Consider the following 12,681-nt stretch of genomic DNA (forward strand, 5'->3'; position numbering starts at 1 on the left):
GACCACATGCGCGTGGCGCCACTGGACGGTGGCGCTGGCGCTAGCGCTTTTCGCCGTCGCGGGTACGGGCATGGCGGCCCCGCACAAGTCGTCCAAGGCTGCAACACAGAATCCGGCGCCCGCGCCCGCAGCAAGCAGTCCTGCCAATGCGGATCTCGTACCTGACCAACGCATCGTGCTTCATCGCAATGCGGGGAACAGCTCTCCTGTACTGGCCTCAGTGGGCATTCCGTTTCCGCCGGGGCGCCTGACTGATCCCCAGCAACTGCGCATCCTCGACGCGAAGGGCAACGAAGTGCCTGCGGCGGTGCAGGTGATGCTGCGCTGGCATTTCAAGGACAACAGCATCCGTGCCGTGCGCGTGCAGTTCCGTGGGACGCTGTCGGGCGACGAAGAGACGTTCTATTTCGCCCTTGGTCAGCCGCGTAAGGAGGAAATTGCAGGCTGGCCGTACGAGACAGGGCTGGTTGATGGCCCACAGGGCCTTCGCGTGCCGATGGTGCTCGGCACGCTCACGCCCGCCTGGCTATGCGCCTCGTTGATCGCCGGCCCGCAGGAGCCGGCCACGCCCAACGAGGCCTATGCCAAGTACGTGTCGCGCCAGTTCGAGTGGGCCAAGACCCTGCCTGTGGACGATTTCTCCGCGTGGCTGTTCGATCGCCCCTCGACGCTCTACAAGGCCTACGTGCGCACCGGTCGCTTCGACTACCTGCAGGCCGCCGACCTCAGCTATCGCTTCTACATGAAGTACATCAAGCGCGACGGCATCGCAGAGAGCCCGTCCTGCGCCGGTGGCTGGACCTTCAACGACAAGGTCTGCGATGTGAAGTACGTCTACATCGAGCCGATCCTGCTGTCAGTGGCGCTTACTGGCAACGACGGCGACCACGACGCGGCCACGGTCAACAAGATGGTCGGGCTGTGGGCGAGCGGCGGGTGGAACAACCGCCCCGGGCCGTACACGCGGCCGGATGAATATTTCACGGAGCGCCTGGCCGGGCTCGGCCTCATCGAAACCGTCGCGGCCTATGAACTGACCGGCAGCAAGCACGTGCTGGCGATGATCAACGACCGCCTGACCTGGCTCGACGAGCACCAGCGCAACAACCCGGACCATCTCGGCGACGACGGCTCCTGGCGCAACAGCTGGAATATCCATGAGGGTGACGACTGGAAGCCGCAGACGGACGTGCGCGGCTCCTCGCCGTGGATGAGCGAAAACATCATCGACGGCCTGTGGCATGCGTGGCTGGTGACAGGCGACAAGCGCATCCCCGGCATGATCACGGATTTTGGCCGTTATCTGGAGAAGTACGGCTGGATCAGTTCCGACCTGCTGGTGCATCCGCATGACTGGCGCAACGGCTGCTCGGGCGCGGGTGGGGTGATCGCCTGGTACTGGTCTTCGGCCCACGCGCCGGTGGAGGCGGTAGAGAAGATCCAGGACTCCGATGGCTGGTACAGCGACGGCCACAACGTGGAGCTGGCACTGCCGGTGGCGGCGGCCTACTACTTCGAAAGTGACCCGGAGCAAAGCGCGGCTTACAAGCGTCGGCTCGAGCAACTGGCCTCGTCGTACAGCACCTCCTGCGCGGCCGTCGCCGACACCAAGCGCCGATTCAACTGGAACAACCGCGGCAGCGGCGTGGTGCAGTGGCTGATTCGCCAGCCTCCGGGCTCAGGCGCTGCGCAGATGGCCCAACGGGGTGCGCCATGACTGCCGCACGCCCCGCTAGCCGTCGGCTGGAAGTGCTGCGCAGCGTCACCATCGTCTCGGTCTCCAGCTACATCGAGTTCGCACTGGGGCTGTTCGTCGGTGTGTGGATCGCCCGGGCGCTGGGACCGGCGGACTTCGGTCGCTATGCCTTTACCGTGTGGGTATGCGGCCTGTTGATCATGTTCAGCAACCACGCGCTTACCACCTCGTCCACCAAGTTCATCGCCGAGGCGGATGGCTTGGGCGATCCGGGGGCGGGCTCCCACATCGCCTGGCGACTCAATCGCGTGCAACACGCGAGCAGTGCGGTGGTGATCGGCCTGTTCCTGCTTGTGCTGCTGGTGGTGCGGCCGGTGGAGTGGCACGACGCGCCGCTGGTGGCGGCGGCGCTGGTGGTCCTGGCCACCGCGAGCAAAGCCAATTACGCGATGTGGGTGGCGATCGCCAAGGGTCAGGAACGCTTCGAAACCGAAGCGATCGCCACCGTGGTGGTCGGCGTGCTCAACGTGGCGATGGTGATGGCCGCGACCCTGGCCAAAGCGGGGCTGCTCGCCTTCGTCGGCATCTTCACGGTGTGCTGCCTGCTGCTCAACCTGATCAACCGTTGGGCGTACCGGCACTACTGCCAGCCGTTCACGCCAGGCCCCGTGCCGGTCGAACTCAGTGTGCGACTGCATCGCCACCTGCGCCTGACCGCGGTGTTGATCATCATCGTGTCGGTCAAGGCCGGTGGGATCGAGGTATTCCTGCTCAACAGTTTCGCCACATCCACCGCGGTGGGCTTCTTCGCCATCGCGCAGACGCTGACCAGGGGAGCCGTGCAGCTGTTTTCGGTGGGACTCACCACGACCTTGCTGCCGTATATGGCCAAGACGTTTGGCGAGCGCGGCCATGAGCATGCGGTGCGCTTCCTCGGCGAGGCGTCGCGCTTTTACTGGGCAGTGGGCCTGGTGATCGCCGGACTGGGCCTGGTCACCACCCCCGGGCTGGTCACGCTGATGTATGGCCATCGCTACGCGGACGCCATCCCGGCCATCGAGGCGATGCTGGTGCTGGCCGGTCTGCTGCTGCTGGGTAACGGCATCGCCGCCTACCAGACGGTGGTGGACCGGCAGGACGATCGCATCCGCATCACCGTCGCCGCGCTGTTCATCAACCTTGCTGCCGGCATCGCGCTGGTGCCGGCGTACGGACTGCTGGGCGCCGTGCTGTCCTATGCCATCTCGCGCCTGTCCGAACTGATGCTGGCGGTGCACTACCTGCGCAAGGCGACCACCGGTGGCCTGCCGGTAGCGGCGATGGCGCGGCTGTTTGCTGTGGGCATCGTGGCGACGCTGATCGCGTGGACAGTGACATCGACGGTGCCCAGCCCGTGGGGTTTCATCCCCGGCGGCGTGGTGTTCGTCGGCGTCTTCGTGCCTGCGAGCGTGCTCGTGCGCTACTGGGGCGAAGACGACTTCCGCCTGCTGGCGGCGATCGCCCAGCGATTTGGACCACCAGGGCGACTGCTGTTGCGCGGGCTCCACAGCCTGCAGGGGCAGCGCGCGGATACCTTGTCATGATGACGCCGCCTGTCCAGCCCTCCCACATGACGGTCCGCAGCGCCGAAGCGGTGCGCGAGTTGCGCGACGAGCTGGCCCAGGTGGCGGGACTGCCCGGCGCCGCCTCGGGCATCGTGCAGCACCCGGACTGGCTGTTGTTCGAGGTGGCGTGGCGCGGCGACATCATGGCGCCCTATCTGGTGATGGTGCGCGACGGGCAGGGCAAGCTGATCGGCTACGCGCCGATGCTGGCCTACGTCCATCACGCGCGCATCCACTTCGGCAGTCGCTACCTGCAGGTTTATCGCGGTCGCGCGCTGCGCCTGCTGGGCGAGGGCGTGGTGGCCGTTCCCGGGCAGCGCAATCTGGTGGAGCGGCAGGTCGCGGACGCACTGCTGGAGGATCGCCAGGCGCGCGTCGTGCGCATCCAGGAAACGGCGTTGCCAAACGCGCTGGCCTCGACCATGGCGACCGGCGCGCGCCGCTTCAGCCTCGTGCAGTCGAACATGCTGGATCAACTGAACTGGAGCATCACACCGCAGGCGTCGTTGGCCGATTACCTGGCCGCGCTCGGTTCGAAGAAGCGCAATGACCTCTCGCGACGGTTGCGCAACGTCTACAAGAAGCTCGGCGATCAGGCCGAACTGCGTGTGTTCGAAACGCCCGAAAGCGTCGACGAATACGCCGCGCTGATGAACCAGCTGTATGCGCGCAGTTGGCATGCGGCGGAGCAGCCTGTCGACTGGACCTTGCCAACGCGCGTGGCGCTGTTTCGACAGCTGGCGCAGGACGGCCGGCTCCTCGCGCACGTGCTGATGCAGGGCGAGCGGCCCGTCGCCTACGTGCATGGCTATCGCCTGGGCGGGCGCTATCTGCTGGACGATACGGGTTACGACGAAGAATTCGCCGCGCTGGGCGCAGGCTCGGCCCTGGTGTTCCAGGCCGTGCAGGACGTGATGGCGCGCTTCCCTGGCGAAACGATCGACTTCGGCTACGGCGACAACCAGTACAAGCGCGTGCTGGCCAATCGCCAGGCCGCGTGCGGCTCGCTCTATCTGGTGCGGGGAGCCTCGCCGCTGGCCCGGTTCGGGTTGATCGCGCCGCTGCGTGGGTTGTATCGCTGGATGCATGGTCGGATGCGACGGGAGCAGGCGACGAATCCGGCGTAGCGAGGACTTGCGCCGCTTTCCACCGTGTTTCGACTTGTCGCTGGCGAATCCTCAGCTCTCGCCCAGCCAATGACGGCGCAGCCGCTGGTAGACCGGGCGGGACCAGCGCTTGAGCGGCTTCTTGAGGTTCCACGCCAGCCATTGCTGCTGGCGCTGCCTCCCCGTGCCGGTGGCCAGAGCCAGCGCTGCATCGGCCGGCGTGTCATGCCACAGCGCGTAGCGTCCCAACACGTGGCAACCGTCAACCACGTGCGCGTGGGTGGTCGGCTCCGACGTGAACAGGTAGCGGTAGCCGGCGGCGGCCGCCGCCTGCGCGACGCGCCGCGTGTAGAAACCGCCGGGTATCGAGGCGACGGTGACTGGCTCGCTGAGAATCTGCTGAAGGCGATCGCGGCTGTCGCGCCATTGGGCGGCGAGCGCGTCATCGGCCAGATGGGAGATGTCGGCCGGATGTGTATGCGAGTGGCTGCCGACCACGTGCCCGAGCCGGCGTAGCGCAAGCAGGTCGTCAACGCCGACAAAGCCCGCCGTGCCAATGCGCTGCGTGGTGATGAAGAAGTGTCCGGCCATGCCTTGCGCTGCCAGCTGGGCGCCGATGTGCGACGCGCTGGCGCCTCCGTCGTCGAAGGTGAGCAGGCATGCGGATCGGCCGGCATCGCGCAACGAGGCGACCGGCGGAAAGTGCAGGCCGCTGGCCGCCAATCGCGCCAGATGCACGCCGAAGTCGGCCAAGGTCAGCTTGTAATGGGCCGCGGCGGCGCCGGGGAAGCCGCTGTCGTCGGCAAAGCCCGGCTCGATCACGTCGTGGTACATCAGCGCCGGAAGGCTCATGGGCCGGCTGCCTTCGCCGCCCGCTGCCAGCGCAGGTAGCGGCTCAGCCATGGCTGTCCCCAGCTTCCGCTGGGGCGGTCGCGGGTGTCCACTACCGAGGCCGTGCCTTCGAATATGTCGCTGAAGCGCTGTGCGAGCCGGTCGAGGTTCTCCAGCACCACCCGGTACTGGATGACCACATGCGATTCGCGCCGCTCGTCGAACGGGTAACTGTAGTAACCGTAGACAGGTCCGGTGTCGACGCCCGCATCGACTTTCAGCAGGGTCATGCCCACGCGTTCCAGATCGCGTTGGGAAAGCGCCCAGAAGCAGCCATGCGCATTGCGGTACTCCGGGCAGATGCCCGGATGCAGCACGAAGCAGCCGATGCGCGGAATGGCGATCTGCCGTTTCTTCAGCAACTGCTTGCAGCGCGCCAGCACGATGTCGGGCGCGGTGTGGCGCAGGAAGGCAGCCACGGCCTCATCGTTGACGTCGGCGGCCACCAGTTGCGGAACCGCGGGCGGTTCACCGTAGCGTTCACGCATGCGCGTCAGCGCGGCGGCGGTCCAGGCGCGGTCGCGCCGGGCCAGGGCCACGCGCTGGTACAGGCGCATGGCGACAACGTCGAGGAAACGCAGCCAGCCCACGCGGCGAATCTCCCGGCGCACGCGTGCGCGCATCTGCGCCGGCGTCTCCGCCAGCACCACCACGCCCGCCAGCTCGGAGAATGACGCCAACCACGCCGCCAGCCCCGCGCGGTCGAAGTCATCGCCTTCGTGGCAGATCAGCACGGTGCGCACGTCGCGCTCCTGGCGGCAGCGTGGGCAAGCGGCGGCGGGGGCAGCTCGAAGTCGCGCCACTGGCCGGGATTGCCTGTTTTTCCTGCTTCCGCCGCCTTGACGATGTTGTAGAGCTCGCGCGAGGTCACGTAGTGCAGCACGTAACGATGGCCATCGTTGTAACGGGACTCCAGATATTCGTGCATGGCGTGCATGGGTTCGCCGAGCAGGGTGTCCATGTCGCGTTCCTGGGTGCCGTGCGTGTGGATCTTGACGAAGATCCAGTCGGGCCGTCCCTCCACGTGCACCGCGGTACGGATCCAGGCGTCGACGCGGCCGGGCGTGGGAGGGCAGGAGCGGCGAACATCGGCGTTCTCGATGCGCGGCAGCACGCCACGGCGGCGGTCGCGCCAGTTCAGGCCCAGCGGACCCTGCACGATCATCAGGTCGCCGCTGGGGCTGCCGCCGACGCGGACGCGTTCGCCGGTGTCGTGCGACTTGGGGCGCAGCGGGTCGTCAGTCGCGTAGTAGATCTCGTTGATGGTGCGCGTCTGCGTGTCGCTGGGCGCGGAGGGCAGGGTGAAGTCGGCGTAGCAGCCAAGCTCGCGCAACAGCACCAGCTCGTTGTTCAAGCCGCACCAACGGCCATCGGCGCGCGAGTTGTCCAGGCACCAGTTGCCGTGGATGAAGCCGAAGCGCAGCTCGCCGCTGGCCGGATCGCGGGAAAGCGCGCCGTGTCGAGCGTGCAGCAGTTCATTGAAGCGGGTGATGGTGGCGCGGAAGTTGTCCTCGGTGTCGTTGTCGTGGTGCAGATGGATTTCAATCTCGCCGAAACCTTCCGCACATAGGGCGGCGAGTTTGTCCAGGTGCTCCTCGAGGTATTCCTCCTCGGGGTAGAAGAAGCTGTGCTGCGGCGGGCGGCCATCCGCATCGCGATGGGCGCCCGCCAGCAGCCGGTAGTCGTGGCACCAGCGGTCCACTCGTGCGCGTTGGGTTTCCAGCGAAACGCGGCCCCAGGCGGGCTCGAAATGATCGACGAAGCAGAACATCACGTGCACCGGGCCGTCGACCTTTCCTGGCGCGCGTCGACGAAGGTAATTGCCGAGCCACAGGTGCATGTTTCGTGTGCGGATGGCGCGCCATAGCAGGGCGACCGCAATCGCAAGCAAGGCAAGGACGATCAGCGCGGCGACAATCATGCGGCCCCCGCTGCCGGAAGCAGCGACAGCAACTGCTGGGCGTTGTTGCGCCATTGACGTTCGCGCACCACGTAATCGCGTGCGGCGCTGCCGATGCGATGGCGTTCGTCGGCACAGGTGGCGAGGTCGAGTACGCGTTGCACGCAAGCGTCCAGCTCGCCACGCGGGAACAGCCAGCCAGTGTGGCCGTCGTCGATCACTTCCGCCACCGGCGCGTAATCGGGCGCCACCACCGCCACGCCCATCGCCATCAGCTCGAACAGCTTCATCGGCGAACCGTATAGGTTGGAATCGGGCAGCACGGCGTAGTCCATGCAGGCGATCCAGGCCGCCACGTCATCGTGTGGCACGCGGCCGGGGAGGATCACGCGGTGGGACAGACCGCGTTCGTCGACCAGCGCGCGCACGGCCGGCAAAGTACGGCCGTCGCCGACCAGCACCAGCACCAGTCCCGGTTGCTCGCGCAGGCGTTCGGCGATGGCCTCCACGAAGCCATCCACGCCATGCCAGCGTGCAAACACACCAATATGGCCGCACACCACCTGATCGCCCAGGCCGCGCTCGGCGCGCAGGCGCTCACGGTCGAAGCGGCCGGGGTCGAAACGATGCAGGTCGGCAGCATTGGGCGAGATCACCGAGGGCGCAATGTCGCCGTAGGCAGACTCGGCCTGCGCGCGGAAATAGCTGGAGATGAATACCAGCCCGGTGCTCTGGCGCAGGCACCAGCCTTCGATCCATCGCGCCAGCGACTTCAGCTTCAGCGGGCGCACGCGGTGCACCAGCGCCGAGTCGTTGATCTCCAGCACGATCGGAATGCGACGGCGACGCGCCAGCCACACCGTCACGAACAGGAACAGCGAATAGCGCTCGTAGATCACCTGCGGCCGCACGCGACGGATGGCCTGGCCGACCCGCACCAGGGTGACCAGGTTGTAGGCCAGCTCCAGCAGTTCGAACAGCACGCCGGGCATGCGCGCCACCAGGCCGGCGAGCCTTCCGCGGCCGGTCGTGGCGGCGGGGCTGAACTCGTGTTCCGGATCGGCGCCCGGAAAGGACAGCACGCTGACCTCGTGGCCCAGGTCGCGCAGGGCATGCACGATGCCACGGATGTGCACGCCTTCCACGTGGCGCCCCTGCGTGCGGTGGTGGTAGAGGATCCTCATGGTTCCTTCCTTGGCAACGCACGGAAGTGGTGGCCCTGAGCCAGCCACTCGGGCAGCAGCACGCCCAGCGCGTCGGTGGCGAGGTCGCTGTCGTCATGCATCAGCACGATGTCGCCCGGCTGCGGCGGCTGGGCGCGCAGCCGCGCCACCAGCGCGTCGGTGGCGGGTTTCTGGTAGTCCATGCTGTCGTAGGACCAGTAGACGATGCTGCGCCCGTGGCGCGCGCAATGCAGCAGCAGGCGCGCATCGAGATAGCCTTGCGGGGTGCGCAGCCAGTGCTGCGGTTCGCCGTCGAACTGGCGCAGCAACTGGTCGGTGCGGCGGAACTCGTCCACCTGCTGGTGCAGCGACATGGGCTTGAACGACCAGTGGCTCCAGGAATGGTTGGCGATGACATGGCCCTCGTCGACCATCCGCTCGACCAGCGTCGGATGCTGCTCGGCGCGATGGCCGACCAGGAAAAAACTCGCATGCACGCCGTGCGCAGCGAGCAGATCGAGCAGGCGAGGGGTGTGCTCCGGGTCGGGGCCGTCGTCGAAAGTGAGATAGCGCGCGCCGGCATGGGCCGAGGCATGTGTCCGCAGCAGCCGGTCCGGCAACCAGCGCAGCAACTGTTGTTTGCGTGGGCGCATGTTCATGCCGTCGCCCTCGCCGCCGCCGGTGCAGTGGCGGCGGCATCGCGCAGGATATCGGCCAGGCGGCTGACATTGTCATCCCAGCGGAACGCGCTGGCTTGTCGCGCAATAGCCTCGCGGTCCCAGTGACAGCTGCTGGCTTCGACCAGTGCGCCGGAGAGCGCCTGACGATCGTGCGCAGGCGTCAGCAGGCCTGCGACGTCGGGCAGCACCTCCGGGATGCCGCCCACGCGGGTGGCCACCACCGGTGTGCCGCACGCCATCGCCTCCAGCACCACGTTGGGCACGCCTTCGTTGTGGCTGGGCAGGCACAGCAGGTCGGCTGCGCGAAACCAGTCGCCCAGCGCGTCGTGAGGTATCGCGCCCACCAGATGCACGCGTTCGGCGAAGCCAAGGGCGGTGGCGCGTTCGAGCAAGGGACCCCAGCACGGTCCCGCGCCGACGTAGACCAGTCGTGCGGCGGGCTGCGCCGCCATGAGGGCAGGGAATGCTTCCAGCAGGTCCAGACAGCCCTTGCTCTCCTTGAGGTTGCCCACGTAGAGCACCAGTGGGGTGTCTGGCGGCAGGTGCAGGTGTGCGCGCGCCTGGCTGCGCGAGCCCGGCGAGAACAGCGCCGGATCCACGCCGTTGTACAGCACGTGCACCATCGAACGCGGCGCATCCAGCGCCACGGCTTTCTCGGCCAATGCCCGGCTGACCGTCACCACGGCCGCTGCGCCGCGCAGGGCCGAGCGAATCTGCAGGCGGCGCAACGCATGCTCGGCCTGCACGTTGAGGTCGCTGCCATGGACTTTCACCACATAAGGGATGCCGAGGCGGCGCGCCAGCCAGCCGGCCGCGGCCGCGTCCGGATAGGCCCAGCTCGCCAGCAGGCAGTCGTATCCGGCGGCGCGCAGGCGGCGCCCACGCTGCAGCCACAGCGACAACGCCCAGCAGGCGGCGTGCAACGACCGCCCGATGCGCGGCGGATAGACGAACGTGAAGTGATCGGTGCGCACGCCGTCGACCGACACCTGGCCCTTCACGCCGGCCATGCGCTCGCGGAAATCCACTGCGGTGAGCACGTCGACATCGTGGTGCTGGGCCAGGCGCTCGAATTGCTGACGGTTGAAGGCGCCGCGCAGCGGATCCCATGGCGTGGGAAACAGGTTGGTGAGTACCAGCACGCGCAGCCGCATGGTCAGTGCCTCGCGGCCTGATAGAGGGTGTCGTAACTGCCCGCCATCGCCTCCAGCGAACCATGCTGCTCCACCCATGCGCGCGCCGCGCGTCCGCAGGCGCTGGCCTGTTGCGGCGCCTGCAGGAAGGCCAGCATGGCGTCGGCCAGCGCACGCGGGTCGCTGGCCGGCACGAGTCGCCCGGTATGGCCGTCGTGCACGATCTCGCGGTTGCCGCCGACGTCGGTGGCTACGATCGGCAGCGCGGTGGCGCAGGCCTCGAGCAGGGCCATGGAATAGCCCTCACTCAGCGAGGACAGCACGAACAGGTCGAGACCGCGCAGCAATCCATGCACGTCGTTGCGATCGCCGAGGAAGTGCACGCGCTGCGCCAGCCCTTCCTCGCGGGCAGCCTGTTCCAGGCGCTCGCGCAGCTCGCCGTCGCCGATCAATACCAGCGAGGCTTCGGGGTGGCGCGTGTGGATCAGGCTGAAGGCGCGGATCAGGCCGATCTGGTCCTTAGCCCAGTTGAGCCGCCCCACGTTGCCGATCAGCGTGCTGAAGTTCGGAAGACGCAGTTCATCGCGAAGGCGCCGATGCATTTCCACGGACTGCGGCTCGAACAGGTCCACCGCAATGCCGTTGGGCACCACCCGGGTCTTGGTGTCGGGCACGATGCCGCGCGCCACCGCCTCCCGCCGCGCCGCCTCGCACACGGTGACCACCGTGTCCGTGCGCGACAGCGAACGTCGGTAGAGCCATTCACGCCGACCGGCGCGCTGGCCCATGCCCATGCCGTGCCGCGTGTTGACGATGCGACGCACGCCCAGCCCGAAGCTGGCGAGCACCGCCTGGTAGTGGGCGACGGCGTTATGCGTATGCAGCACCTCGGTGTCGTGCCGGCCGATGATCTTCCTTGCCCGCGCCAGCGCGCGCAGGTCCAGACCCGTGCGCTTGTGGCAGCCCGCGACGGGAATCCCCAACGCGTCGAGCTCGTGCGCCTGCGCCCCCGGTTCGAACAGGCACACCACCTGGCAGCGATGGCCCTGCCGGTGCTGGATCTTCACCAGTTCCAGCACCATCCGCTCCAGCCCGCCGCGGTTGAGGTTCTCGACGACGTGCGTGATGTTCACTGCGCCAGTTCCGAGATGGTGAGGCGGGTCTTGCCGCTGCGGGTGAGGGGAATGGTGTCGACGAACTGGCAGTTCACCTCGATGCCGTCGCCCAGCACCTTGCGGATTTCGCGGTGGATCATGGCCAGCGAGTCGTCGTTGAAGGCCTTGCCTCGCACCAGGTTCAGGTCGAGGCGGTCCAGCCGGCGCTGCACGATCTGGTACTGGGCGACGCCCGGCACCTCCTTGAGCAGGAACGGAAAGAACATGCCGGGCAGGATGCGACCATCCGGCGTGCGGATCGCGTCGAGCAGGCGTCCCTCGACCTGGCTGATCAACGGCAGGCCGCGCCCGCAAGGGCATTGGTCGGTGGAGGTGGTGATCAGATCGCCGGTGGCATAACGGATGAACGGCATGCCGTAGTTGAACAGGTCCGTGATGATCGCCTCGCCGGTGAGCGGATCGAGTTCGGCGCCCTCGGGCGCGACGCGCTCCACCACCAGGTGGTCGATGTTCACGTGCATGCCGTGGTGCTGGTCGCACTCGCCGGCGACCATCATGAATTCGCGGCAGCCGTAGGTGTTGTAGGCCGGGCAGCCGAACGCCTGCTCGATGATCTCGCGCTCGAACTCGTGCATCGCCTCGCCGTTGACGATGAAGGCGCGCGGGGGATGCACGCGCCGGCCATTCTCCAGCAGCCACTTCGCCAGCTTCAGCAGCGGGCCGAAATAGCCGAGCAGGATTTCGGGCTTGTGGCGGTCGATCATGTCCGCGTACGTGCCCATGTTCGCTTCGGTCATGTGGAAGCTGTTGACCAGGCGACGGCCGAACGCAGCGTGGTACAGCTGGTCTTTCCAGCGGCGCGTCAGCGGCGGATTGCCCAGCCCACCGCCCCACAGCACCAGGCTGCGGCGCCCCGGAGGCGCGCCGGCCCAGCCGTAGCCGCGGAACATCACCGCGGTGCGCCGGTCGTTGCTTTCGCGGTTGTAGCCGAAGCGCAGCGGCTCGCCGGTGGAGCCGCTGGTGTTCTTGTACAGCATGCGGTCGCGCCACGAGATGGCCTTCAGGTCCTCGCCATGGCTGCGGATGTCGGCCTTGGTGAGGGTGGGCAGGCGCGCGTAGTCGTCCAGGCTGCGGATGTCATCGGGAGTGATGCCCAGTTCGCGCCACTGGCGCTGGTAGTAGGGAACCTCGCGGTAGCAGTGCTCCAGCAGGCGCTTCAGGCGCGTCCACTGCAGCTCGGCCAGCTGCGCCGGCGACAGCCACTGGCTGCGCTCGTATTCATCCAGCCAGGCCAGCGTGCCGCGGCGGCGCAGGCCGGTTTCATAGGCGGGATAGAGCACGCGTCGGAACGCGGTTTCGTACAGGCTGCTCATGTCGGATACCCCCTGTTGTG

At 67.4% G+C, this 12,681-nt stretch carries 11 protein-coding genes; 3 read left to right on the plus strand and 8 right to left on the minus strand.

Annotated elements, in window-relative coordinates:
- Positions 1–70 precede the first annotated feature (70 nt).
- From DVT68_RS18285 to DVT68_RS18295, 3 genes are read left to right on the plus strand one after another with little or no spacing between them, the layout of a single operon-like run.
- Positions 71–1,717 carry a hypothetical protein gene (locus DVT68_RS18285; protein WP_114826750.1) on the plus strand — a complete coding sequence of 549 codons (1,647 nt, stop codon included), beginning with the start codon at positions 71–73 and terminating at the stop codon, positions 1,715–1,717.
- Entirely contained in the window at positions 1,714–3,279 is a 1,566-nt protein-coding gene (locus DVT68_RS18290) for an oligosaccharide flippase family protein (RefSeq protein WP_114826657.1), read from the plus strand. Before DVT68_RS18285 ends, DVT68_RS18290 begins: the two co-directional genes overlap by 4 nt.
- Positions 3,276–4,427, plus strand: coding sequence for a GNAT family N-acetyltransferase (locus DVT68_RS18295; RefSeq protein ID WP_114826658.1), 1,152 nt, complete (start codon positions 3,276–3,278; stop codon positions 4,425–4,427). The genes DVT68_RS18290 and DVT68_RS18295 overlap by 4 nt, the downstream gene beginning before the upstream one ends.
- A gap of 51 nt (positions 4,428–4,478) precedes the next feature.
- Here DVT68_RS18295 and DVT68_RS18300 read toward each other — a convergent pair whose 3' ends face one another.
- From DVT68_RS18300 to DVT68_RS18335, 8 genes are read right to left on the minus strand one after another with little or no spacing between them, the layout of a single operon-like run.
- Positions 4,479–5,258, minus strand: coding sequence for a polysaccharide deacetylase family protein (locus DVT68_RS18300; RefSeq protein WP_158543545.1), 780 nt, complete (start codon positions 5,256–5,258; stop codon positions 4,479–4,481).
- Positions 5,255–6,040: a formyltransferase family protein gene (locus tag DVT68_RS18305; protein ID WP_114826660.1), complete on the minus strand. Its 786-nt coding sequence runs from the start codon at positions 6,038–6,040 to the stop codon at positions 5,255–5,257. The genes DVT68_RS18300 and DVT68_RS18305 overlap by 4 nt, the downstream gene beginning before the upstream one ends.
- Entirely contained in the window at positions 6,025–7,218 is a 1,194-nt protein-coding gene (locus DVT68_RS18310) for a hypothetical protein (RefSeq protein WP_114826661.1), read from the minus strand. Before DVT68_RS18310 ends, DVT68_RS18305 begins: the two co-directional genes overlap by 16 nt.
- Complete coding sequence (locus tag DVT68_RS18315; RefSeq protein WP_114826662.1) at positions 7,215–8,381, minus strand: glycosyltransferase family 4 protein; 1,167 nt, start codon at positions 8,379–8,381, stop codon at positions 7,215–7,217. Before DVT68_RS18315 ends, DVT68_RS18310 begins: the two co-directional genes overlap by 4 nt.
- Positions 8,378–9,019 (minus strand): polysaccharide deacetylase family protein, encoded by a 642-nt coding sequence (locus tag DVT68_RS18320; RefSeq protein ID WP_114826663.1) that lies wholly within the window; start codon positions 9,017–9,019, stop codon positions 8,378–8,380. The genes DVT68_RS18315 and DVT68_RS18320 overlap by 4 nt, the downstream gene beginning before the upstream one ends.
- Positions 9,016–10,194, minus strand: coding sequence for a glycosyltransferase family 4 protein (locus tag DVT68_RS18325; protein WP_114826664.1), 1,179 nt, complete (start codon positions 10,192–10,194; stop codon positions 9,016–9,018). The genes DVT68_RS18320 and DVT68_RS18325 overlap by 4 nt, the downstream gene beginning before the upstream one ends.
- Positions 10,195–10,196: 2 nt before the next feature.
- On the minus strand, positions 10,197–11,306 hold the full coding sequence (gene pelF / locus DVT68_RS18330) for a GT4 family glycosyltransferase PelF (RefSeq protein ID WP_114826665.1): 1,110 nt from the start codon (positions 11,304–11,306) through the stop codon (positions 10,197–10,199).
- Positions 11,303–12,661: a phenylacetate--CoA ligase family protein gene (locus DVT68_RS18335; RefSeq protein WP_114826751.1), complete on the minus strand. Its 1,359-nt coding sequence runs from the start codon at positions 12,659–12,661 to the stop codon at positions 11,303–11,305. Before DVT68_RS18335 ends, pelF begins: the two co-directional genes overlap by 4 nt.
- Positions 12,662–12,681: the final 20 nt, after the last annotated feature.

Source organism: Dyella solisilvae (assembly GCF_003351225.1).
GTDB classification, from domain to species: domain Bacteria; phylum Pseudomonadota; class Gammaproteobacteria; order Xanthomonadales; family Rhodanobacteraceae; genus Dyella; species Dyella solisilvae.